Raw genomic sequence first — 23,658 nt, 5'->3', positions numbered from 1 at the left:
CGGAGCCCATCTCCCGGAACTGGAGGCCGACGCATGATCCCCCCGCTCGCCTCGTACGCCGTGGTCGTCCCCACCGTCGGCCGGCCCTGCCTCGCCACCTGCCTCGCCGCGCTGGCCGCCAGCGAGGGTCCCGAGCCGAGCCGGATCGTGCTCGTCGACGACCGGCCCGGCCCGCCGGGCCCGGAGCTGCCGGTCGGCACGCTGGGGCCGCTCGCCGACCGCACACTCGTGCTGCGCAGCGGCGGACGCGGCCCCGCCGCCGCGCGCAACACCGGGGTACGGGTGGTGGACGAGCCCTGGACGGTCCTGCTCGACGACGACGTCCGGGTGAGCGCGTACTGGCGCGAGCAGCTCGCCCGCGACCTCGCGGAGGCCTCCCCCGACACCGGCGGCGTCCAGGGCGTCCTGGAGGTGCCGCTGCCCGCCGACCGCCGCCCCACCGACTGGGAGCGCAACACCGCGGGCCTGCGCGACGCGCAGTGGGCGACCGCCGACATGGCGTACCGGACCGAGGTGCTGAAGGCCGTCGGCGGCTTCGACGAGCGGTTCCCGCGCGCCTTCCGCGAGGACGCGGACCTGGCGCTGCGGATCATCGACGCGGGCTGGCTGATCCGGCGCGGCGAGCGGCGCACGGAACACCCGGTGCGCCCCGCCGACCGGTGGGTGTCCGTACGGGTCCAGAAGGGCAACGCCGACGACGCGCTCATGGCCCGGCTGCACGGGCGGGACTGGTGGGAACGGGCCTCGGCGCCCCGCGGGCGCATCCGCCGGCACGCGGCGGTCACCGCGGCGGGGCTCGGCGCGCTGGTCCTCGCGGCGGCCGGGCGCCGCGGGGCGGCGGCGCTGGCCGGAGCGGGCTGGGTGCTGGGGACCGCGGAGTTCGCGCGGGCGCGCATCGCCCCGGGGCCGCGCACCCTGGACGAGATCCTCACGATGACCGTGACCAGCGCGATCGTCCCCGCGGTCGCGACCTGGCACCGGCTGGGCGGCGAGCTGCGCCACCGGGGGGCCGGGAGCTGGGACGGCACGCTGTGAACCGCCCGGTGTCGGCGCCGCCGGTCCGGCCGGCGGCCGTGCTCTTCGACCGGGACGACACGCTGGTGGTGGACGTCCCGTACAACGGCGATCCGGAGCGGGTACGGCCGATGCCGGGGGCGCGGGAGGCCCTGCGGCTGCTGCGGGCGCACGGGATTCCGGCCGGGGTGGTGTCCAACCAGTCGGGCATCGGCCGCGGGCTGCTGACCGAGACCGCCGTACGGAAGGTCAACGCGCGCATCGACGCGCTGCTCGGCCCGCTGGACACCTGGGTGCACTGCCCGCACGTGCCGGAGGACGGCTGCGGCTGCCGCAAGCCGGCGCCCGGCCTGGTGCTCGAAGCGGCCCGGCGGCTGGGCGTACCGCCCGGTGCGTGCGTGGTGATCGGCGACATCGGCGCGGACATGGGCGCGGCGCGGGCCGCGGGCGCCGCGGGGGTGCTGGTGCCGACGGCGCGGACGCTGCCCGGGGAGGTGGCGGCCGCGCCCTGCGTGTGCCCCGACCTGCTCAGCGCGGTACGGCTCGTGCTGGACGGCCGGCCGGGCGGTGCGCCCGGACGCGGGGACCACCTGGAGGGCAGGCGGGGCCCGGGCCGCAGACCCGCCGGCGCCGGTGGCGCGACCGGCCCCGGCGGTGTGAGGAGGCGGTCATGAGAGCGCTGGTCGTCCGGCTGGACAGCTTCGGTGACGTCGTACTGGCCGGGCCCGCGGTGCGGGCGGTCGCGCACCGGGCCGAGCGGGTGGCGATGCTGTGCGGTCCGCGGGGCGCGCCGGCCGCGCGGATGCTCCCGGGCGTGGACGAGGTGCTGGTGTGGGAGGCGCCGTGGGTCGGCTTCGACCCGCCGCCGGTGGTCCGCCCGGACATCGACCGCGTGGTGAACCGGATCGCCGCGGCCCGCGCGGACACCGCGCTGATCCTGACGTCGTTCCACCAGAGCCCGCTGCCGGCCGCGCTGCTGCTGCGCATGGCGGGGGTGCGGCGCCTCGCGGCCGACAGTGTCGACTTCCCCGGCTCCCTGCTGGACGTACGGCACCGGCGCGCCCCCCACGCCCATGAGGCCGAGGCGGCGCTGGACCTGGCGGAGGCGGCGGGCTTCCCCCGGCCGCCGGGCGACGACGGCCGGCTGCGGGTCCGGTACGCGGCGGGCGGCGCGCCGGACCTGACCGGGTCGGGGCCGTACGTGGTCGTGCACCCGGGCGCGAGCGTCGCCGCCCGCCGGTGGAGCCCCGCCCGGTGCGCCCATACGGTGCGGCTGCTGGCGGCCGCGGGGCACCGGGTGGTCGTCACCGGCGGCGCCGGGGAGCGGGAGCTGACCGGGACGGTGGCGGGCCGGCACGGGGTGAACCTGGGCGGCCGGACGCAGCCGCCGCAGCTCGCGGCGGTGCTGGCGGCGGCGGGCGCGGTGGTCACCGGCAACACCGGGCCGGCACACCTGGCGGCCGCCGTCGGTACGCCGGTCGTCTCGCTCTTCTCGCCGGTGGTGCCCGCGGAGCGCTGGGGCCCGTACGGCGTGCCGCACGTCCTGCTGGGCGACCAGCGGGCGCCGTGCGCGGACAGCAGGGCGCGGGAGTGCCCCGTACCCGGGCATCCGTGCCTGAACGGGGTGACGGCCGAGGACGTGGTCGCCGCCGTGGAGAAGCTGCTGGAGGCGGACGCGTGACGCCAGGTGGCGCGGGGCTCGGGAGTCACCGCCCCGCGGCGTGTTGGCGCAGGACCGTCGTCCGCCCGCGGGGCGCGGCCGGCGGCGCCCGGTGCGTGCCGCCGCACGGCGGAACCCTCCGCCACCGCCCGCAGGGCGAACCGGGGCCGCAGGGCGAACGGGGGCCGTGGGCGGGCGGCGGCGACGCGGTGAGCGTGCGTACCGGGTGTCGACGGGCGGCGGACGGGACTGCGCCGACCCGGCCGGGGGCCGCCCCGTGAAGCCCCGGGTGCTCGTGCTGCGCGCGCTCGGGCTCGGCGATCTGCTGGCGGGCGTGCCCGCGCTGCGGGCGCTGCGCCGCGCGTTCCCGGAGCACGAGACGGTCCTCGCCGCGCCCGCGGAGCTGGCCGGGCCCGCCGCCGCGTCGGGAGCGGTCGACCGGCTGCTGCCCGCGTCGGCGCCCGGCAGGGCCGTACCGGTCCGCCTCGACTGGACCGGGCCGCCGCCGGAGGTGGCCGTCGACCTGCACGGCAAGGGACCGTCCAGCCACCGGCTGCTGCAGCGGATGCGGCCGGGGCGGCTGCTGGCGTTCGCCCACCCCGGGACGCCCGAGATCGCCGGCCCCGCGTGGACGGCGGACGAGCACGAGCGGGCCCGCTGGTGCCGCCTGCTGGAGTGGTACGGCATCCCGGCCGACCCGGGCGACCTGCGGCTGCCGCCGCCCGCGGCCCCCTCCCCCGCGCCGGGCGCGGTCGTCGTCCACCCGGGCGCCGACTCCCCCGCCCGCCGCTGGCCCGCCGACCGGTACGCGGCGGTCGTCCGCGCACTGCTGGACCGCGGCCACCGGGTGGCCCTGACCGGCGGCCCCGGCGAGAACGCCCTGCTGGGGCGGATCGCGGGCGCGGCGCGGCACCCGCGGCTCGACGTGCACGCCGGCGGACTGCCGTACGCGCTGCTCGCCGCGCTCGTCGCGGGCGCCGCCGCCGTGGTAAGCGGCGACACCGGCATCGCCCATCTGGCCGTGGCGTACGGCACCCCCTCCGTGACCCTCTTCGGCCCGGTGCCTCCCCGGTGGTGGGGACCGCCCGAGGGCACGCGGCACGTGGCCCTGTGGTCTCCCGGACCGCCCGGGGATCCGCACGGGCGGGAGCCGGACCCCCGGCTGCTGCGCATCCGGCCGGCCGACGTCCTCGCAGCCCTGTCCGACCACCCGGAGGTACTCCGCCCGTGAGCCGCATCAGCGTCGTCGTGATCACCCGTGACCGGCGTGACCAGGTGCTGCGCACTCTGGACCGGCTGGCGGAGCTGCCCGAGCGGCCCCCGGTGATCGTGGTGGACAACGCGTCGGCGGACGGCACCGCCGACGCCGTCCGCAGCCGACACCCGCAGTTCACCCTGCTCACCCCGGGCCGCAACCTCGGCGCCGTGGGCCGCACCCTGGGGGTGCGCCGCGCCCGCACGCCGTACGTGGCGTTCAGCGACGACGACTCGTGGTGGGAGCCGGGGTCCCTGGAGCGCGCCGCGGACCTGCTGGACCGGCACGAGCGGCTCGGGCTGATCGCCGCCCGGATCAGCGTGGGCGCGGACGGCGTGCCGGACCCCCTGAACGGCCTGCTGGCACGCTCGCCGCTCGGCCCGGCGCCCGGCCTGCCGGGGCCGCAGGTGCTCGGCTTCCTCGCCTGCGCGGCGGTCGCGCGGCGCGACGCCTACCTGGAGGCGGGCGGCTACCACCCGGTGCTGTTCTTCGGCGGCGAGGAGACCTGCCTGGCGTACGACCTGGCGGCGCGCGGCTGGGGCGTGTGCCACGTCCCCGACGTGGTCGCGGTGCACCGCCCGACGGGCGGGGTGCGGTCCGGGCGGCCGGCGCGGCAGCGCCGCAACGCCGTGCTGACCGCGTGGCTGCGCCGCCCGCTGTCCGTCGCGCTGCGGCACACCGGCGCCCTGGCCGCCGAGGCGCGCCGCGACCCGGAGGCGCGGGCGGCGCTGCGCGAGCTGCTGGAGCGGCTGCCGGCGGCGCTGCGGGCACGCAGGCCGCTGCCCGCGTCCGTGGAGGCCGCGGCCCGCCGCCTCGAACTCGAAGGAGCAGTGGCGTGACCGATCCCCGCACCACCGTCGTCGTCATCACCCACAACCGGCGCGAGGAGCTCCTGCGGACCCTCGGGGAGCTGGCCCGGCTGCCGGAGCGCCCGCCCGTGATCGTCACCGACAACGCCTCCACGGACGGCACCGCCGACGCGGTCCGCAGCCGCCACCCGAAGGTCACCCTGCTCACCCCGGGCCGCAACCTCGGCGCCGTGGGCCGCAACCTCGCGGTGCGCCGGGCGCGCACCCCGTACATCGCCTTCTGCGACGACGACTCGTGGTGGGAGCCGGGGTCCCTGGAGCGCTCCGCGGACCTGCTGGACCGGCACGAGCGGCTGGTGGCGGTCACGGCGCGGATCGTGGTGGAGCCGGGCGGCGCGGAGGACCCCATCGTGGCCGAGCTGCGCGACTCCCCCGTCCAGGGGCCGGACTGGCTGCCCGGCCCGGCGCTGGGGTCGTTCCTCGCCGCGGCCACGGTGATCCGCAGGGACGCGTTCCTCGACGCGGGCGGCTTCAGCGCACGGCTGTGGCTGGGCGGCGAGGAGGAACTGCTCGCCACCGACCTGGCGACGCGCGGCTGGTGGCTGGCGTACGTGCGGGAGCTGACCGCGCACCACGCGCCGTCGCCGGCGCGGGACGCGACGCTGCGGCGGGTGCACGGACTGCGCAACACGCTGTGGTTCTGCTGGCTGCGCCGCCCCGTCGGGCCCGCGCTGCGCAGGACGCTGGACCTGGCCCGGACCGTGCCGCACGACACGGCGTCGCTGCGGGCCTTCGGCCAGGCCGTCGCGGGGCTGCCGTGGGTCCTGCGGGAGCGGCGGGTGGTGCCGCCCGACGTGGAGGAACGGCTGGGGGCACTGACGCAGGCGCAGCGCAACTCGACGGCGCGGCGTTATGTCGGCTGAGGGCACGGGTACCCGGCACGGCATGATCACCATCGGGGTCGAAGAAGAGTACCTGCTGGTCGACCCGGTCACCTGTCTGCCCGTACCGCTCGCGGAACGGGTACGGGCGGCCGCCGGTCTCGAACCGATCCTGGACGACCAGGAGGTCCAGTCGGAGCTGCTGCAGGCCCAGGTGGAGGTCGCCACCCCGGTCTGCACGGACTTGGAGGAGGTCGGCGGGCACCTGCTGCGGCTGCGCCACGCGGTGGGCACCGCGGCGGAGAAGAACGGCTGCCGGATCGCCGCCTGCGGCACCGCGCCGTTCCGCGAGGCGGTGCCCGTCCCGGTGACCGAGAAGGCCCGCTACCTCGCCATGCGCTCCCAGGCGCCGCAGCTCGTCGCCGAGCAGCTGGTCAACGGCATGCACGTGCACGCGGCGGTGCCCGACCGGGCGATGGGCGTCGCCGTGATGAACCGGGTCCGGGTGTGGCTGCCGGTGCTGGTGGCCATGTCGGCCAACTCGCCCCTGTGGGACGGCAACGACACGGGGTTCGCGAGCTGGCGCACGGTGATCTTCGGCCGGTGGGCGGTGAGCGGGCCGCCGCCGCAGTTCGCGGATCCCGAGGACCACGAAGCGCGGATCCGTACCCTGCTGGACTCGGGGGTCATCACCGACACCGGTCAGCTGTACTGGCAGGCCCGGCTCTCCGACCGTTACCCGACGATCGAGGTGCGCTGCGCGGACGTGCAGCTGCGCGCCGACTCGGCGGTGATGTTCGCCGGGATCATCCGCGCCATGATCGCCACGGCCATCCGGGAGGAGAAGGAGGGCGCGCCCGTGCCGCGGTGCCCGCCCGAGCTCCTCCAGGCGGCCAACTGGCACGCGGCCCGGCACGGCCTGAGCGGTCTGCTGGTGGACCCCGAAGGAGTCTCCCGCAGAGCGGGCGACGTGCTCGCCCGGCTGCTCGACGCCCTGACACCTGCCCTGGACGAGACCGGCGACAGCCGTGAGGTGACCTCGCTCGTCCACCGGCTCCTCCAGGAGGGCACCCCGGCCGACCGGCAGCGCCGCGTCCTCGCCGAGGGCGGTCTGCCGGCCCTGACGGACCTCCTCGTCACGGAGACCGTCGCTCCCTGAATCCGCTGGTCACAGGCGTGCGGAGCCTGATCTCACCCTCCGTGAACCACTCGTACGGCCCATACCACCGCGCCGCGCGACCCCATTCGGCCGAGTCTGGTCGCAGGGCGCAGGGGACCGGTCCGTCGTCGACGGTTCGTACACGTACGGAGGAGATGCGATGAACACCGCTTTCTCACGCAGCTGGGAACACGCCGTCGTCACCGGCGGCGCCGGCTTCGTCGGATCGCACCTGTGCACCGCGCTGCTGGACGCGGGCGCGGCCGTCACGTGCGTCGACGACTTCAGCACCGGCCGGCCGGAGAACATATCCGGGCTGCACGGCCGCCCCGGCTTCACCGTGGTGGAGGCGAACGTCTCCGAGCCGTTCACCGTCGAGCGCGAGCCCGACCTGGTGCTGCACTTCGCCTCCCCCGCCTCGCCCGCCGACTACCTGCGGCTGCCGCTGCACACGCTGGAGGCCGGCAGCCTCGGCACCCGGCACGCGCTGGCCCTCGCGCACCGCTCCGGCGCCCGCTTCGTCTTCGCCTCCACCTCCGAGGTGTACGGCGACCCGCAGCAGCACCCGCAGAACGAGCGGTACTGGGGCAACGTGAACCCGGTCGGGCCGCGCAGCGTGTACGACGAGGCCAAGCGGTTCTCGGAGGCGCTCACCACCGCCCAGGCCGAGGCGCACGGCACGGACACCGGCATCGTGCGGCTGTTCAACACCTACGGCCCGCGGATGCGCGGCCACGACGGCCGGGCCGTCCCCACCTTCGTGCGCCAGGCCCTGGCCGGCGAGCCGCTCACCGTGACCGGTGACGGCAACCAGACCCGGTCGCTGTGCTACGTCGACGACACCGTCCGCGGCATCCTCGCCGCCGCGGCGCACGGGCTGCGCGGCCCGGTGAACATCGGCAACCCGACCGAGATCACCATGCTGGAACTGGCCCGGCTGGTCATCGAGCTGACCGGTTCGCCGTCCGAGATCCGGTTCATCGAGCGCCCGACGGACGACCCGGCCGTGCGCTGCCCGGACATCACGCTCGCCCGCGACAAGCTGCAGTGGGAGCCGCGCGTGGGCGCCGAGGAAGGGCTGCGGCGCACCATCGACTGGTTCCGCGCCCACGGCTCCTGACGGCCGCCCGCTCCCCTGCCGGGGGCCTGCGGACCCTCGTCACCCGGTCCGCCCCCGTCCTTCCCGACGGCCACCGACCCTCTCACCCCGCCGTGCGCCCGGACTCCACGGGCCCGGCCTCCCGACTCGCCGAAAGGCATGGGACCGCCATGCGCATCCTCGGAATCAACGCCCTCTTCCACGATCCCGCCGCCGCGCTGGTGATCGACGGACGGACCGTAGCCGCGGCGGAGGAGGAGCGGTTCTCCCGGCGCAAGCACGGGAAGCGCCCGCTGCCGTTCTCCGCCTGGGAGCTGCCCGAGAAGGCCGCGGCATGGTGCCTGGAGCGGGCGGGCCTGCGCCCGAAGGACCTCGACGCGGTGGCGTACTCCTTCGACCCCGAACTCTCCCGGCCCGCCGACCGGATGGGCCTGCACGACCCGTGGGACCACCTGCGGGTCACCTACGCCCGTGAGGCCCCCGGCTTCCTGAGGACGGCCCTTCCGGGCCTGGACCCGGGCATCGTGCGGTTCGTGCCGCATCACATGGCGCACGCCGCCTCCGGCGCGTTCGCCGCCGAGGGCGCCGACACCTCCTCCGTCCTGGTCCTCGACGGCCGCGGCGAGCGGGCCTCGCACCTGGCGGCGCGGCGCGTGCACGACCGCCTGGAGCCGCTGTACGCGCAGGAGCTGCCGCACTCGCTGGGCCTGGTCTACGAGGAACTGACCGAGCACCTCGGGTTCCTCCGGTCCTCCGACGAGTTCAAGGTGATGGCACTCGCCTCGCACGGCCGGCCCCGGATGCTGCCCGAGCTGCGCCGGTACGTCTTCCCCACCGGTGACGGCGGTTTCCACGCCGCCGGGGTGCCGTGGGCGGAGCTGTGCCCGCGGCGCCGGCCCGACGAGGCGTGGACCCAGGACCACGCGGACATCGCCGCCAGCGCGCAGGCCGTGCTGGAGGAGGTGCTGCTGGACCTGGTCCGCTGGCTGCACGGCCAGACCCACGACCGGCTGCTCACGCTCGCCGGCGGTGTCGCCCTCAACTGCGTGGCGAACTCGCGCATAGCCCGCGAGGGACCGTTCGACCGGGTGTGGGTGCAGCCCGCGGCCGGTGACGCGGGCACCGCGCTGGGCGGCGCGCTCCTGCTGGCCGCGTCCGGCGGTGACGACCCCTCCCCGATGCCCGGCGCGGACCTGGGCCGGGATTGGTCGGACAGCGAGCTCGGCGCCTGGCTGAAGACGGCCGCGGTGCCGTTCGACCGGCCGGCGGACATCGCGCAGACCGTCGCCCGGTGTCTCGCCGGCAACCAGATCGTCGCCTGGTTCCAGGGGCGCTCGGAGTACGGGCCCCGGGCGCTCGGACACCGCTCGCTGCTGGCGCACCCGGGCCACGCGGGGAACCTGGAGCGGCTCAACGACGTGAAGGGCCGCGAGCAGTTCCGGCCGGTGGCCCCGATGGTGCTCGCCGAGCGGGCCGCGGACATCTTCGCCGGCGTGCTGCCCAGCCCGTACATGCTCTTCGTGCACGACGTGGCGCCCGAGTGGCGCGACCGCATCCCGGCGGTGGTGCACGTCGACGGCACGGCCCGGATCCAGACGGTCGACCGGCAGGCCGAGCCGCTGGTGGCGCGGATGCTGAGCGAGTTCGAGCGGCTGACCGGACTGCCCGTGGTCGTCAACACCAGCCTGAACACCGCCGGACGCCCGATGGTGGACGATCCGCGCGACGCCCTGGAGTGCTTCGGGTCCTCCCCCGTCGACCTGCTCGCCATCGGGCCGTACGCGGTCCGGCGCGGGGCGTTCTTCTCCCACGACGCCGACGACGCCGCACGGCGACCGGCGCGGTGAGCCGAGGAGCCGGCCGATGAACATCCTGCTGTGGCACGTGCACGGCTCCTGGACGACGGCGTTCGTCCAGGGGCCCCACACCTACCTCGTCCCCGTGACACCGGAGCGGGACGCCGACGGCCTGGGCCGGGCCCGTACCTTCGCCTGGCCCGACTCGGTCCGGGAGGTCACCCCCGGGGAGCTGCGTGACGCGCCGGTCGACCTGGTGTTCCTCCAGCGTCCGCACGAACCCGCCCTGGCGGAACGCTGGCTGGGCGGGCGGCGCCCGGGACGCGACGTACCGGCGGTGTACCTGGAGCACAACGCGCCCGACGGCGGCGTCCCCGAGACCCGCCACCCCTGCGCCGACCGGGACGATCTGACCCTGGTCCACGTCACCCACTTCAACCGGCTGTTCTGGGACAACGGCTCGACGCGCACCGAGGTGATCGAGCACGGCATCGTCGACCCCGGCCACCAGTACACCGGCCGGGTGCCGCGCGCGGCCGTGGTGGTCAACGAACCGGTCCGGCGCGGCCGTTACACCGGCACGGACCTGCTCACCGAGCTGTCCGCGGCCGCGCCGCTGGACGTCTTCGGGATGCGCACCGAGGGCCTCGCCGCCCATCTGGGGTTGTCCGAGGAGCGGTGCCGCACCGCCGACCTGCCGCAGCGCGACCTGCACGCGGCGATGGCGGAGCGCCGGGTGTACCTGCACCCGGTGCGCTGGACGTCGCTGGGGCTGTCGCTGCTGGAGGCCATGCACCTGGGCATGCCGGTGGTGGCGCTGGCCACCACGGAGGCGGTCGAGGCGGTGCCGTCCGGCGCCGGGACGCTGTCCACCCGGCCCGAGGTGCTCGCCCGGGCCGCCCGCCGCTACCTGCACGAGCCGGAGGCCGCCGCCGAGGACGGCGCGCGGGCCCGGCAGGCGGCCCTCGAACGGTACGGGCTCAAACGCTTCCTGGCCGACTGGGAGCGCGTGATCGCGGAGGTGCGGGCATGACATCGACATCGACGACCTCGCTCGACGACGGCACCCGGGCCGCCGACCTGGCGATCGCGCTCGTCTCCGAGCACGCGAGTCCGCTGGCCGCGCTCGGCGGTGTGGACGCGGGCGGCCAGAACGTCCATGTCGCGCACCTGGCGGCGGCCCTCGCGGACCGCGGCCACCGGGTCACCGTCTTCACCCGGCGCGACACGCCGGACCTGCCGGACCGGGTGGCGCTGCGCCCCGGTGTGGAGGTGCACCACGTCCCCGCCGGCCCCCCGGAGCCGGTGCCGAAGGACGAACTGCCGCCGTACATGGCCGCGTTCGGCCGCTACATGGCCCGCGAGTGGCGCATCCGGCCGCCCGACGTGGTGCACTCGCACTTCTGGATGTCGGGCGTGGCGTCCCTGCAGGCGGCGCGGGGGCTGCGGCTGCCGCTGCTGCACACGTACCACGCGCTGGGCACGGTGAAGCGGCGCCACCAGCAGCAGGCCGACACCAGCCCGCCGGAGCGCATCGCCTGCGAGCGGGAGGTCGGCATGGGCTGCGACCGGGTGATCGCCACCTGCCACGACGAGGTCCTCGAACTGGCCCGGATGCGCATTCCGCCCGACAAGGTCGCCGTCGTGCCGTGCGGCGTCGACACCGGTCTGTTCCGCCCCGAGGGGCCGGTCGCCGACCGGGACCCGGCGGTGCGCCACCGGCTGCTCCAGCTGGGCCGGCTGGTGCCCCGCAAGGGCGCCGCCGTGTCGGTCGAGGCCCTGTCGCGGCTGCCCGGTGCCGAGCTCCTCATCGTCGGCGGCCCGCCGCCGCACCTGCTCGACGCGGACCCGGAGGTACGCCGGCTGCGCGAGCTCGCCCGGGCCGCCGGGGTCGCCGACCGCGTCCGGTTCACCGGCGGTGTGGCCGCCGAGGACGTCCCGCCGCTGCTGCGCAGCGCGGACGTGGTGCTGTGCCCGGGGGACTACGAGCCGTTCGGCATCGTGCCGCTGGAGGCGATGGCGTGCGGCAGACCGGTCGTCGCCAGTGCGGTCGGCGGCCAGCTCGACACCGTCGACGACCCGGTCACCGGACGGCTGGTGCCGCCGGGCGACCCCGAGGCGCTGGCCGCCGCCGTCGGTGAGCTGCTCGCCGACCCGCAGCGGCGTGCGGCGTGCGGCGAGGCCGGCCGCCGGCGGGTGCTGAGCCGGTACGGCTGGGCCAGGGTCGCGGCGGCCACCGAAGCGGTGTACGGCGCGGTGCTCACCGCACGGACCGCCGTCACGGAGGTGGCCTGAACGCCCTCCGCCTTCCGCCCCCGGCCCCACTGGACCTTCGAAGGAGGTGCGGGACCGCCGCCGTCCGCTGGGACGCGCCGCGCCCGGAAGCCCATGACAGATCCCCTCGCTCCCCTCGCACTCGAGGCCGCGCAGCGCCACTGCCGGTCGCTGCAGGACGCGCTCGGCCGGTTCCGCCGGCAGCACCTGGAACGGATCGCTCAGTGGGGCGGCGAGCTCGCCGCCGTCCTGCCCGTGGGCGGCCGGCTGCTCGCCGCCGGCAACGGCGGCAGCGCCGCGCAGGCCCAGCACCTCACCGCCGAACTGGTCGGGCGCTACAAGGACGAGCGCCCCGCCTACTCGGCGATCGCGCTGCACGCGGAGACGTCCAGCGTGACCGCCATCGGCAACGACTACGGCTTCGACCAGGTGTACGCGCGGCAGGTCGCCGCCCACGGCCGCCCCGGTGACGTCCTGGTCCTGCTGTCCACCTCGGGCCGCAGCGCCAACCTCGTCGCGGCGGCGGTCACGGGCCGGGCCGCCGGGCTGCGCGTGTGGGCGCTGACCGGCCCGGGACCCAACCCCTTGGCCGAGGCGGCGGACGAGGCGCTGTGCGTCGAGGCCGACGCGACGGCGACCGTCCAGGAGACGCACCTCGTCGCCGTGCACCTGCTGTGCGCGTGCTTCGACGCGGCGGTGACCGGGGCCGGCGGCCGGCCCGCGCGGGCGGCGGGCGCGTCGGCGCCCGTCGCGGCCCATCGGAGGATGTCATGACCGGACGCAAGCCCCTCGTCGTCGTCGGCGACGTACTGCTCGACGAGGACATCGAAGGTGTCGCCACCCGCCTGGCGCCGGACGCGCCCGCGCCGGTCGTGGACGTCACCGGTGACCAGCGCCGCCCCGGCGGCGCGGGTCTGGCGGCGCTGCTCGCCACCCGCGGCGGCCGGGACGTGGTGCTGGTCACCGCGCTCGGCGACGACCCGGCCAGTGAGGCGGTGCGCCGCACGCTGCGGGGCCGCGTCCGCGTGGTGGAGCTGCCGCTCAACGGCACGCTGCCGGTGAAGACGCGGGTGCTGGCCGGCGGCCGGCCCCTGGTGCGCATCGACCGCGGGGGCGGCGACCCGGGGGAACCGGACGGCGCGGTGCGCGACACGCTCGCCGACGCGCACGCCGTGCTCGTCGCGGACTACGGACGGCACACCGCGGGCGCGGTACGGGAGCACCTGGCCGCCGTCGCCCCCAAGGTGCCGGTCGTGTGGGACCCGCACCTGAAGGGCGACGCCCCGGTGCCGGGCTGCCGCATCGTCACACCGAACGCCGCCGAGACGCGCGCGCTGTGCCGCGGCGACGGCGAGTCCCTCCGGGCGTACGCCGAGCGGGGCGGCGACCTGGCCGAGCGGTGGCGGGTGGCGACGGTGGCGGTGACGCTCGGCGAGCGCGGGGTGCTGCTGACGCGGCCGGGCGCCAACACGCCGATGCTGGTCCCGGCTCCGTACCGGGCGCAGGGCGACCCGTGCGGCGCGGGTGACTGCTTCGCCGCCGCGACGGCCGCGGCGCTCGCGGACGGTGCGCTGCCCGAGGAGGCCGTGCAGCAGGCGGTCGCCGAGGCGGCGGCGTTCGTGGCGGCCGGCGGCGCGGGCAACCGGGGCCTGTGGCGCGCCGCGCCGCCGGTCCGGGGCCATGAGGCGCCGGAGACGGACGCCTTCGCCCTGGCGGACCGGATCCGCGCGCAGGGCGGCACGGTGGTGGCCACCGGCGGCTGCTTCGACCTGCTGCACGCGGGCCACGTCGGGCTGCTGGAGAGCGCCCGCGGCATCGGCGACTGCCTGATCGTGTGCGTGAACTCCGACGACTCGGTGGGACGTCTCAAGGGCCCCGGCCGGCCGCTCAATCCGCTCGCGGACCGGGTGCGGGTCCTCGCGGGTCTCGGCAGCGTCGACGCGGTCGCGGTCTTCGACGGCGACACGCCCGTGGAGGTGCTGGGCCGGCTGCGCCCGGACGTGTGGGTCAAGGGCGGCGACTACTCGGCGGAGGACCTCCCGGAGGCGGACGTGCTGCGCACCTGGGGCGGCCAGGCGGTGGTCCTGCCCTACCTGGACGGCCGCTCCACCACCCTGCTGGCCCGCCGCGCGGCCGAAGCGGCGGCGCCCATCCGCCCTCCGGGCCGCTGAGGGCGGCAGCCCGCCGCCCCGCGCTCCGCCCGGTCGGCGGAGCGCGGCCCAGGGGTGGGGTGTGGGGGGGGGGGGGGGGGCCCCCGGGGCGGGGGGGGGGCGGGCCCCCCACGCCACGGCGCGCGCCCGCGGCGGCGCGCCGGCGGCGGGGGGGTGGGGCGCGCGCCCCCCGCGGGCCGCGGGCGGGCCCCGCCCCCCCCCCCCCCCCCCCCCCCCCCCCCCCAAGACAAGGACACCCCTAAGCCGCGGTGCCCAGGGCCGGGCGGTCGGTGAGGGCCGGGGTGCGGACGAGCACCGGCGCCGGGACGGGGCGGCGGTCCCGCAGGAAGTGGCCCGCACCGATCGCGCCCGCGATGACGAGGCCGCCGGTGACGAGGGCGCCGCGGGCACCGGCGAGCTCCATGAGGAGACCGAGCGCCGGAGGGCCCGCGAGGGACCACACGGTGCGGATGCTGCCCCACACGCCGAGGACGCGGCCGCGCAGGTGGGCGGGGGGATCGGTCTGGAGGACCGTCGTGCCGGCCGTGTCGGAGACCGACTCGGCGACGGCCATCGGCAGCACCAGGACCAGCAGGACGGCGAGCGACGGCGAGAGGCCCGCCGCCACCTGGAGCAGGGCGCCGGAGGCGGCCAGCAGGCCGACGATCCGGACGGACGGCTTGCGCAGCCGGGCCCCGAGGACCGCGCCGACGATGCCGCCGGCGGCGAGGACGGTGGAGACGGTGCCGAAGGCGCCGGCGCCGCCCGCGAGCGGGCCGGTGACCAGGACGGCCAGGGTCAGGCCGTAGTTGCGGCCGAAGACCGCGCTGATGCCGGTGATGCCCGCGAGGGCGACCAGCCGGGGACGGCGTGCGAAGAAGGCCAGCCCCTCCCGCACCGTCATGCCGTCCGCGCTGTCGGCGCTCTGTGCGCTGTCCGTCGTGTGCGGGGCGGCGGCGGGCGGGCGCGTGGTGACCGCCGTCGCGACCGGGCGCAGGAACGGGATCACCGCGGTGACGAAGAGGAAGGACAGACCGTTCGCGGCGTACGCGGCGGCCGTACCGAAGACCCCGACGGCGAGTCCCGCCAGGCCGGCGCCCGCGAGGCGTCCGGCGTTGTGCACCAGGGAGCCGACACCGATCGCGGAGGGCACGTCCTCCGGGCGGACCAGGTCGTTGCCGAGCAGCGCGCAGGCGGGGCCGTCGACGGTGGCGATGAGGCCCGTGACGGCGGCCAGCGCCATCAGGACGCCGAGACCGAGCTGGTCGTACGCGACGAGGAACGCGGTGACGAACGCGACGGCGCCCAGCAGCGCCTGGCTGACGGCGGCGGTGAGCTTGCGGGGGAAGCGGTCGACGGCGGCGCCGCCGGCGAGGCTCATCAGCAGCCCGGGCGCGGCCTGCACCGAGAGGGACAGGCCCGTAGCGGCGGCGGACCCGGTGATCTGGAGGACCAGCAGGTTCTGGACGGTGAGCTGCATCCATGTGCCGGCGTTGGAGACGAAGTTCCCGACGGACCACCAGCGCATGCTGCGGTACCGGAGCGAACGCCACGGGGAGCGGTCGGCGGGGGCGGATGCGGGCGCGGAAGGCGCGGGAGCCGTGGACGGCGCGGAGGAAGGAGGCACGGTGAGGTGGGGGGTGACGAGCCGGTGGACTCGGATGGCGGAATCGGCGGAAGGGGAGGCTTCCTGCTGCGCTGCAAGGGCCGGTCCACCGGAACTGTCTGCTGCTGCGCGCCTTGTCGGAGGCGGTCCCGCAGCGTCGACCATGGTGGCAGAAGTGGTGCGCGCGCCGGTCCCGGCGAGGGGCCCGCCCAGCGGCCCGGGCAGCCCTCGTGTGCCGCTTGACCTGCTGGTACGCCGCTCCTGGTGTGCTTGCTCACAGTGACGGCCCGGCATGCCTTCCGTAGTGGCGCGGGCCACAGTGGAAGGCAGCAAGCAGCGGCAGGAGGAGGCAGCCATGAGCGGCAGCGGAGAGCGGGTCGACCTTCGGGGCAGGCAGGCGCTGGTGACCGGCGCCGCGCGCGGGCTGGGTGCGGCGATCACCCGGCGCCTGGCCGGCGCGGGGGCGTCCGTGCTGGTGGCGGACGTCCGCAAGGAGCAGGCGCGGGAGCTGTGCGAGGAGCTCGACCGGAACGGCGCACCGGGCGAGGCCCGGTTCGTGGAGCTGGACGTGCGGGACGCCGCGGCGGTCGCGGACGTCTTCCGGGAACTGGAGCAGGACGGGCAGGCCGTGGACGTCCTGGTCAACAACGCCGCCGTGGACGTCTCGAAGCCGATCGAGCACCTCACCGCCGACGAGGTCACGCGGGTGGTCGCCACGAACCTGCTGGGGCCGATGTACCTGTGCCTGGAGACCTACCGCCGCATGATCGCCCGGGGCGGCGGCCACATCGTGAACATCCTGTCCACCGCGTCGAACCGCACGTGGACCGAGGCGGGCCCGTACTCCTCGGCCAAGTCGGGGCTGCGGGCCTTCACGCACACGCTGTTCAAGGAGGCCCAGCGGGACTGCCCGGGCATCGGCGTCACCGGGATCATCGCGGGCGGCATGGAGACGCCGTTCATCCTTGAGCGCTTCCCCGATGCCGACGTCTCGCTGCTGCAGAGCCCGGACGTCGTCGCCGACACGGTGCTGTACGCGCTGTCCGTGCCGGCGGGCAGCGCGGTCTCGGAGCTGGTGGTGGTGCCCCGCAAGGAGCCGTCCTGGCCGTGAGCCGGCAGGCCCTCGCACCGGGCGCGCTCAGACGTTCTCCGGGGAGCGCCCGGTCCGCAGCATGTGCAGTACCGCCCGCTCGGCGGGCCCCTGCGTGGCCGGGATGCCGTACGCCCCCTCGTCCCCGAGGCGGGGGAGCGCGGCCGCGACCGTGACGCCCTCCTCGTACAGCTCGATCACCCGCGGGCTGACGTAGGAGGCCCGGCACACCGCGGGGGTGTTGCCGAGGTAGCCGGAGACCTCGCGGCACGCCCGGGAGATCGCGCGCCGCCGGGCGGTCTCGCTGCGCGCGACGGACTGCGAGACGGCCAGCGCCACGGCGGCCATGACGGTGGCGTGCCAGGTGCGGAAGTCCTTGGCGGTGACCTCCAGCCCGGCGAGCTCCTTCAGGTAGGCGTTGACGTCGGCGCTGGTCACCTCGCGCCACTCGGGCCGCTCCCAGTAGGCGAGGAGCCGGTCACCGCCGCCGCCGCGGCGCAGCAGCGCGGTGAGGCTGCGGCAGGCGGCGGGGTCCACGACGCTCTGGACGATCTCCTTGCCGTGCTTGCCGTTGTACGTGAAGAGGACCGCGCCGGCCTGGCAGCGGGTGTGCTCGCGCAGCAGCGTGGTCAGGCCGAAGCTGTTGTTCAGCTCCACGTAGCGGTCGCTGCCGATGCGGAAGAAGCCGAGGTCGAGCAGGCGCACGGTGGTGGCCAGGACGCGCCGGCGGGTCGGTCCGCGGTCCCCCAGGTGCCCTTCGACGGCTTCCCGTAGGGCGGGCAGGGTCTCGGCGACGTCGAGGACGTGGTCGTGCTTGGCCTGCTCCTGCTCGGCGCGGAACTGCGGGTGGTACAGGTACTGGCGGCGCCCGGCGGCATCGGTGCCCACGGCCTGGAGGTGGCCGTTGGGCCGGGCACAGATCCGGACGTCCCGCCAGGCGGGCGGGATGACCAGCCCGCGGATCCGGTCGAGCGCGGCCGGGTCGCGCAGGGGCTGCCCCTGGGCGTCCGGGTAGCGGAAGCCGCGCCCGTGGCGGACGCGGGTCCAGCCGGGGTCGGTCGGCCTGGTGTGGTGCAGACGCAAGGGATCCTCCTCGGGCCGCCCGGACGGCCGCTGGAGGGTCCGCGGACGCCGGCGCCGGTGCCTGACGGACGCTAGACGGGCTTGAGCGGGTCGTGCCCGATGTCCATGAGGCCGTGGCGCCATCCCTCGCCGCCGGCCGTGGGTTCCATGTCCGGGCCGCGCTGGGTGCGGACGATGCCGCAGACGCGCTCCATGACGGTGACGTCGTCCTCCGTGAGGTCCGTACGGCGCTTGCCGAGGATCTCCAGGACCCGGCGGCCGGTGGCCTTCCCGGCCCGGTCGGGGAGCTCCTCCGTCTCCTCGCCCGCCGACGCGACGTTCAGCCACTCCTGGAGTTCGCGCGAGGTCATGTTGACGACGGTGTGGAACTCGTCCCACAGTTCGGCGCTGATCTGTCCGGACGCTGCCATGGCATACCTCCCGACGGTGCGGACGCCCCCCGGGTTTCCGGTCGGCACCGGGGACAAACGTCACGGCGGGAGGGTCTGCTCGGCCCAGATCGTCTTGCCCGTGGCGGTGTAGCGCGTGCCCCACTGCTGCGTCATCTGCGCGACGAGGAACAGACCGCGGCCGCCCTCGTCGTCGTTGCCGGCCCGGCGCAGGTGGGGCGAGGTGTGGCCGGTGTCGGACACCTCGCAGATGAGGGTGCGGTCGCGGATGAGCCGCAGCTGGACGGGCCCGGAGGCGTACCGGATGGCGTTGGTGACGAGTTCGCTGACGACGAGCTCGGTGGTGAAGGCGACCTCGCCGTCGAGGCCCCAGGCGCCGACCTGCCCGGTGGCCAGGGAACGGGCACGGCCCACCATCTCGGGGGTGTCGGCGAGCTCCCAGGTGGCGACCTGGCCGCGGTCCAGGAGGTGCGTGCGGACGAGGAGGAGGGCGGCGTCGTCCTCGACGGGTCCGGGCAGCAGGGTGGCGACGGTCCGCTCGCAGAGGTCGTCCAGGGGCCCGCGGTGGTCGGCGAGCACCCCGCGCAGCGCGTCGAGCTCGATGTCGCGGTCCCGGCCGCGGCCCTGCACGAGGCCGTCGGTGTACAGGGCGAGGAGGCTGCCTTCGGGGAGGGTGATCTCCGCGCTCTCGAAGGGCAGGCCGCCGAGGCCGAGGGGCGGGCCCGCGGGCAGGTCGGGGTGGCTGACGGAGCCGGTGTCCGGGTCGACGACGGCGGGCAGCGGGTGGCCGGCGCGGGCCATGCTGCACCGGCCGGTGACGGGGTCGTAGACGGCGTACAGGCAGGTGACGCCGAGGGCGGCGTCGTCGGGCACCGGGTCCGGTTCCGCGTCGCCGGCGGGGGCGCCGGCGACGGCGGTGCGCTCCTGGGCCGTCTGGGTGATGAGGTCGTCGAGCCGGGTGAGGAGCTCGTCGGGCGGCAGGTCGAGCTGGGCGAGGACGTGGACGCTGGTGCGCAGCCTGCCCATGGTGGCGGCGGCGCGCAGTCCGTGGCCGACCACGTCGCCGACGACGAGTCCGACGCGCTTGCCGGACAGGGCGATGACGTCGAACCAGTCGCCGCCGACGCCGGTCGTGATGTCGGCCGGCAGGTAGCGGTGGGCGATCTCGACGCCGGACAGCCGGGGCAGGTTCCGCGGCAGCAGGCTGCGCTGGAGCATCAGGGCGGCGGTGTGTTCGCGGGTGTAGCGGCGGGCGTTGTCGATGCAGACGGCGGCGCGGGCGACGAGCTCGTCGGCGACGGGCAGGTCCGCGGCGCCGAACGGGTCGGGGTGGTGGTCCCGGACGAAGGTGACGACGCCGAGGGCGGGGCCCTTGGTGCGCAGCGGCACCACGAGCCGGGAGGAGGCCGGGTCCGCGTCGGGCGGGCTGTCGAGCACGGGGCGTCCGGTGGCCAGGCAGCGCGCCTGGGGCGCGTCGGGCGGGTAGTCCACGGGGCGGCGGGGCGCGGGCCCGGGTACGGCGGCGCCGTTCGCCGGTCCGTCCCACACGCGGACGACGCGGCGGGCGGGTGCGGTGCCGGGGGCCGGCTGGTCCCCTTCGAGTACCGCGTCCAGCAGGTCGACGGTGACGGCGTCCGCGAACTGCGGCACGGTCACCGCGGAGAGCTCCTGTGCGGTGCGGACCATGTCGAGGGTGGTGCCGACGCGTCCGCCGGCCCGTACGAGCAGGTCGAGGCGCTGCTGGGCGAGGTAGCGGTCGGTGATGTCGACGGTCTCCTCGCACACGCCGAGGGTGGCGCCGCCCGCGTCCTGGAGGCGGTAGTACGAGCATGACCAGACGTGGTCGTGGAGGGGGTCCATGGGCGGCCGGCCCCGGTAGTGGAGTTCGATGACGGGTTCGCCGGTGGTGACGACCCGCCGCATGGTCTCCGCCAGCGTGGGCGGGTAGCCGGCGGAGAGGATCTCGCCGTCGGCGACCATCTCGTCGGGCCCCAGCCCCGCGTACTGGCTGGTGCCCATCTCTCGGAAGAGGGCGTGGTTCGTCCACACGACCCGCAGGTCGGTGTCGTAGATGGCCAGCCCGACGGGCGACTGGGTGGCGAGCCCGCGCAGCATCGACTGCAGGGCCTCCCAGTGTTCGGTCTCGTCGGCGTCGGCCAGGGCCAGGAGCCGGGCGGGGCCGGCGTCGGCGCCGGGGCCCTCGCTGGTGTGGAAGAGCGGCAGCGTCGCGGACGTGACACGGATGATGCGGCCGTCCCAGTGGCGCATGTGCAGGATCCGGCGGCGGGCGCTCGAGGCGCCGGGCAGTTCGGCGGCCGGGTGGTAGGCACCGGCCCGGTCCACCACGAAGGTGCCGAGTGGGCGGCCCACGGCCTCGTGCGCCGGGTAGCCCAGGAGCGCGTGGGCCGCCGGGCTCCAGCCGACGACCGTGTCGCCGGCGTCCAGGACGGCCGTCGCCGCTCTCGTGACGTCGAGGGGGCCCCGGAAGTCGGCACCCTCGGCTGCGTTCACCGCGCTCATGGCACCTGCCTTCGTCGTCTCCTGATGGTCGCCCGGCCGTGCGGGCTCCACAACCGCGCTCACCGGGTACGGGGCGCGCCGCCCGGTTCCGGGCGGGCGGCGAGGAGCAGCGCGATGTCGTCGGGGCGGTCGGTGGCGGCCGTGGCCTCGTGGACGAGCCGGTCCGCCGCGTCGGTCAGGGAGGCGCGGCCGACGGCGGCGAGGGTGCCGCGGAGTCGTTCGATGCCGAGGTCGATGTCGGTTCCGGGCCGTTCCACGAGCCCGTCGGTGAACAGGGCGAGGACGGCGCCGGGCGGCAGCCGGAGCTCGGTGACCGGGAACGAGGCGTCGGGATCGATGCCGAGGACGACCCCTCCGGCCAGGTCCAGGACCTCGGTCCGGCCGTCGGGGTGCCGCAGCAGCGGCTGCGGGTGCCCGGCGCGGACAGCCCTGACCACGCCGGTGGCGGGGTCGAGGTCGGCGTAGCAGCAGCTGGCGAACTGCCCGGGGTCGAGGTCGATGAGCAGGCTGTTGGTGCCGCTCATCACCTCCTCGGGGTCGTGCCCGCTGAGCGCGAAGGCGCGGACGGCGCTGCGCAGCTGGCCCATGGTGGCCGCGGCGGACACCCCGTGGCCCTGGACATCGCCGATGACCAGGGCGATGGCCCGCCCGGTGTCGATGACGTCGTACCAGTCGCCGCCGACCTCCATGCCCTGGGTGCCCGGCAGGTAGCGGCCGACGGTCTCGACGCCGCGCAGGCGGGGCAGCCGGTGCGGCATCAGGGCGTCCTGCAGGCCGCGGGCGAGGGCGGCTTCGGAGTCGTAGCGCTGGGCCCGCTGGAGGGCCTGCGCGATGAGCCCGGCGAGTGCGGTGAGGACCGTGCGCTCCTCGGGGCTGAAGCCGCGCGGCTGGTCGAAGCCGAGGATGCAGGAGCCGATGGGGCGGCCGGAGGCGATCAGGGGGAGGAAGGCGCGGGCGCCGACGTGGGCGTCCAGGGGGATGCCGGGGTAGGCGTCCGCGAGGCGCTGCATGGACTCGAAGAAGATGGGCCGGCCGGTGGTGAGGGTCTCGACGCCGGGCAGCCGGGCGTCGAGCGCGACGCCGTCGAACCGGTCGAGGAAGCCCTGCGGGAAGCCCGTCTCCCAGGCCATCCGGAGGTGCCGTTCCTCCAGGAGGTAGATGGCGAGCTGGCGGCCGCCGAAGGCGGGCAGCAGTTCCTCGGTCACCACCGCGGAGACCTGGCGGATGGTGACCGCCTCGGTGAGCGCGATGGCCAGGGCGACGGGCCGGTAGAGCACGGAGGCCCGGTCGGCCGGTGAGCCGAGGCCGGCGGCCAGGCCGCCGCCGGGCGCGCTGACGGAGCCGGGTGTGTACACGGGCTGTTCCTCGGCGGCGAGGATGACGGTCAGCCCGTCGTGGCCCGGGTAGAGGGAGACGGACAGCCAGCTGCCGGTGGCGACGTGGGCCAGGAAGTGGACGGGGTCCTCCGACAGCAGCGCGGCCCGGAAGTGCTCCTCGTGGGCGGGGTGGCCGAGCCACGGCAGCGCCTCGTAGAGGGACTTCCCGACGAGTTCGGTGCGGGGGCTGCCGAGCAGGGTCTCGGCCGTGCGGCTGGCGAAGGTGACCCGGCCGAGCCGGTCGGCCGAGAGCATGCCCCGCGGCAGGCGGTCGGCCGCTGCCGCGATGACGGGACCGGTGCCGGGGTCGACGAGGCGGCCGGACAGCCGGCCGGGGCGGTCCGCGGTCAGTTCGAGGAGCCGGGGGCGGCCGTCGGGCCCGCGCACCCAGATCCGGCGGGGCACCGACTGCTCGGACTCCGCCGCCCGGGCGGCGAGCACGCGCAGTCCGGAGGCGTCCTCCGGTGACAGCAGGGCCATCAGCTCGTCGGCGGTGCGCGGGACGCTCCGGCCGGGCGTACGGCCCTGTCCGGCGGTGCCGGGGACGCCCTCGCCGGGCGGACCGCCCGGTCCGCCGCCCAGGATGGCGCGCGCCTCCTCGTCCACCGTGACGGCCCCGCTGTCGAGGTTCCACTGCAGGTGGCCGACCCGGACCGGTGGCGTGTCCGTCGCGGGGAGCTGGACGCAGTCGGGTTCGCGGTCCCAGGCGACGGAGGCGCCCCGGGCGGTGAGGTCGGCGAGCCGTCCGGCGAGGCGCTGCGCGATGCCGGCCATCCGGTCGAGGTCGGCCGCCTCGACCCGGCGCCCCGCGGTGGCCGGGCGCAGCACGACGAGCACGCCGAAACGGTCGCCTCCGTGGGTGACCGGCGTGTACAGGGAGCCGAAGGGGAACGGCAGCCCGGCCATCAGCTGCGGGAAGCGGCGCATGGCCTCCTCGGCGTCGGCGAGGGCGACGGTCCGGCCGGAGCGGTAGGCCTCGGCGATGGGGAAGGGGCGGTTCATGTGCATGCGCCACCAGGGCCGGAACAGCGGTCCGGGCAGGCCGCTCAGAACGGCCAGCCGCAGCAGTCCGGGGGTCCCGGTGCGGAGGTAGACCCCTCCGGCGTACCCGCCGGCCGCCTCGACGGCGCTCACCGCGGCCTGCGCGAGCACGGCGCCGAGCTCGTCCCGCCCGGCCGGCGCGAGCCCGGGACCGCCCCGGCCGCCCGTCGCGTGCTCGTGGAGCGGCCGCCCCTGGGGGACCCGGCCGTCCGGAGCCGCGGGAGGCGCGGGAGGGAGGCCGGCGTACGCGGCGGACGCGGACGGGCCGCCGGGGGCAGGGCGGTGCGGGGCGGACGGCCCGCCGCCGGACGGGGTCCGGGCCTCCCCGGGGCGCCCGTCGGCGGCCGTCCGGCGCTCGGCCGGGCGGGGATCGCTGTGCGGTCCGTCTGGCATTGTCGTCCCCCCTCACTCGGCGGGATCCGGCCCGGGGGCGCCGCGTCCCGCGCCTGCCGGGAC

19 protein-coding genes are annotated in these 23,658 nt (G+C 76.5%); 14 read left to right on the top strand and 5 right to left on the bottom strand.

Annotated features, from left to right (window positions below; genetic code table 11):
• Positions 1 to 33 precede the first annotated feature (33 nt).
• From ACIA79_RS11070 to ACIA79_RS11010, 13 genes are all read left to right on the top strand, one after another.
• On the top strand, positions 34 to 1,035 hold the full coding sequence (locus tag ACIA79_RS11070) for a glycosyltransferase (RefSeq protein ID WP_399427899.1): 1,002 nt from the start codon (positions 34 to 36) through the stop codon (positions 1,033 to 1,035).
• Positions 1,032 to 1,688: a D-glycero-alpha-D-manno-heptose-1,7-bisphosphate 7-phosphatase gene (locus ACIA79_RS11065; protein ID WP_399427898.1), complete on the top strand. Its 657-nt coding sequence runs from the start codon at positions 1,032 to 1,034 to the stop codon at positions 1,686 to 1,688. The genes ACIA79_RS11070 and ACIA79_RS11065 overlap by 4 nt, the downstream gene beginning before the upstream one ends.
• A complete protein-coding gene (locus ACIA79_RS11060; protein ID WP_399427897.1) occupies positions 1,685 to 2,695 on the top strand; it encodes a glycosyltransferase family 9 protein in 1,011 nt (336 codons plus the stop codon). The genes ACIA79_RS11065 and ACIA79_RS11060 overlap by 4 nt, the downstream gene beginning before the upstream one ends.
• Positions 2,696 to 2,951: 256 nt before the next feature.
• Positions 2,952 to 3,905: a glycosyltransferase family 9 protein gene (locus ACIA79_RS11055; protein WP_399427896.1), complete on the top strand. Its 954-nt coding sequence runs from the start codon at positions 2,952 to 2,954 to the stop codon at positions 3,903 to 3,905.
• The gene (locus ACIA79_RS11050; protein ID WP_399427895.1) at positions 3,902 to 4,768 is read left to right on the top strand and encodes a glycosyltransferase family 2 protein; all 867 of its coding nucleotides are present in this window, start codon (positions 3,902 to 3,904) and stop codon (positions 4,766 to 4,768) included. The genes ACIA79_RS11055 and ACIA79_RS11050 overlap by 4 nt, the downstream gene beginning before the upstream one ends.
• Positions 4,765 to 5,661 (top strand): glycosyltransferase family 2 protein, encoded by an 897-nt coding sequence (locus ACIA79_RS11045; RefSeq protein WP_399427894.1) that lies wholly within the window; start codon positions 4,765 to 4,767, stop codon positions 5,659 to 5,661. Before ACIA79_RS11050 ends, ACIA79_RS11045 begins: the two co-directional genes overlap by 4 nt.
• A 22-nt stretch (positions 5,662 to 5,683) precedes the next feature.
• Positions 5,684 to 6,778 (top strand): glutamate--cysteine ligase, encoded by a 1,095-nt coding sequence (locus ACIA79_RS11040; RefSeq protein ID WP_399427893.1) that lies wholly within the window; start codon positions 5,684 to 5,686, stop codon positions 6,776 to 6,778.
• A gap of 160 nt (positions 6,779 to 6,938) precedes the next feature.
• Positions 6,939 to 7,898 carry a UDP-glucuronic acid decarboxylase family protein gene (locus ACIA79_RS11035; protein ID WP_399427892.1) on the top strand — a complete coding sequence of 320 codons (960 nt, stop codon included), beginning with the start codon at positions 6,939 to 6,941 and terminating at the stop codon, positions 7,896 to 7,898.
• A 149-nt stretch (positions 7,899 to 8,047) separates the two neighbouring features.
• Complete coding sequence (locus tag ACIA79_RS11030) at positions 8,048 to 9,724, top strand: carbamoyltransferase (protein ID WP_399427890.1); 1,677 nt, start codon at positions 8,048 to 8,050, stop codon at positions 9,722 to 9,724.
• A 16-nt stretch (positions 9,725 to 9,740) separates the two neighbouring features.
• Positions 9,741 to 10,706: a glycosyltransferase gene (locus tag ACIA79_RS11025; RefSeq protein ID WP_399427889.1), complete on the top strand. Its 966-nt coding sequence runs from the start codon at positions 9,741 to 9,743 to the stop codon at positions 10,704 to 10,706.
• Positions 10,703 to 11,968, top strand: coding sequence for a glycosyltransferase (locus ACIA79_RS11020; RefSeq protein ID WP_399427888.1), 1,266 nt, complete (start codon positions 10,703 to 10,705; stop codon positions 11,966 to 11,968). The genes ACIA79_RS11025 and ACIA79_RS11020 overlap by 4 nt, the downstream gene beginning before the upstream one ends.
• Before the next feature lie 93 nt (positions 11,969 to 12,061).
• A complete protein-coding gene (locus ACIA79_RS11015; protein WP_399427887.1) occupies positions 12,062 to 12,721 on the top strand; it encodes an SIS domain-containing protein in 660 nt (219 codons plus the stop codon).
• Complete coding sequence (locus ACIA79_RS11010; RefSeq protein ID WP_399427886.1) at positions 12,718 to 14,118, top strand: PfkB family carbohydrate kinase; 1,401 nt, start codon at positions 12,718 to 12,720, stop codon at positions 14,116 to 14,118. Before ACIA79_RS11015 ends, ACIA79_RS11010 begins: the two co-directional genes overlap by 4 nt.
• A gap of 238 nt (positions 14,119 to 14,356) precedes the next feature.
• Here ACIA79_RS11010 and ACIA79_RS11005 read toward each other — a convergent pair whose 3' ends face one another.
• On the bottom strand, positions 14,357 to 15,625 hold the full coding sequence (locus ACIA79_RS11005; protein ID WP_399427885.1) for an MFS transporter: 1,269 nt from the start codon (positions 15,623 to 15,625) through the stop codon (positions 14,357 to 14,359).
• 433 nt (positions 15,626 to 16,058) lie between these two features.
• Here ACIA79_RS11005 and ACIA79_RS11000 point away from each other — a divergent pair, with 433 nt between their 5' ends.
• Complete coding sequence (locus ACIA79_RS11000) at positions 16,059 to 16,814, top strand: SDR family oxidoreductase (protein ID WP_399427884.1); 756 nt, start codon at positions 16,059 to 16,061, stop codon at positions 16,812 to 16,814.
• A 27-nt stretch (positions 16,815 to 16,841) separates the two neighbouring features.
• Here ACIA79_RS11000 and ACIA79_RS10995 read toward each other — a convergent pair whose 3' ends face one another.
• The 4 genes from ACIA79_RS10995 to ACIA79_RS10980 all read right to left on the bottom strand — a co-directional run bounded on the left by ACIA79_RS10995 (position 16,842) and on the right by ACIA79_RS10980 (position 23,595).
• Complete coding sequence (locus ACIA79_RS10995; protein WP_399427883.1) at positions 16,842 to 17,876, bottom strand: DNA topoisomerase IB; 1,035 nt, start codon at positions 17,874 to 17,876, stop codon at positions 16,842 to 16,844.
• A gap of 71 nt (positions 17,877 to 17,947) precedes the next feature.
• The gene (locus tag ACIA79_RS10990; RefSeq protein WP_399427882.1) at positions 17,948 to 18,286 is read right to left on the bottom strand and encodes a DUF3140 domain-containing protein; all 339 of its coding nucleotides are present in this window, start codon (positions 18,284 to 18,286) and stop codon (positions 17,948 to 17,950) included.
• Positions 18,287 to 18,346: 60 nt separating this feature from the next.
• Entirely contained in the window at positions 18,347 to 20,785 is a 2,439-nt protein-coding gene (locus ACIA79_RS10985; RefSeq protein WP_399427880.1) for a SpoIIE family protein phosphatase, read from the bottom strand.
• Between the two features lie 59 nt (positions 20,786 to 20,844).
• Entirely contained in the window at positions 20,845 to 23,595 is a 2,751-nt protein-coding gene (locus ACIA79_RS10980; protein ID WP_399427879.1) for a SpoIIE family protein phosphatase, read from the bottom strand.
• Positions 23,596 to 23,658 lie beyond the last annotated feature (63 nt).

It is taken from the genome of Streptomyces sp. NPDC051310, assembly GCF_044455245.1.
Taxonomy (GTDB): domain Bacteria; phylum Actinomycetota; class Actinomycetes; order Streptomycetales; family Streptomycetaceae; genus Streptomyces.
Note: the sequence above shows the minus strand (reverse complement) of the source record. Positions and strands in the feature narration are given on the sequence as shown.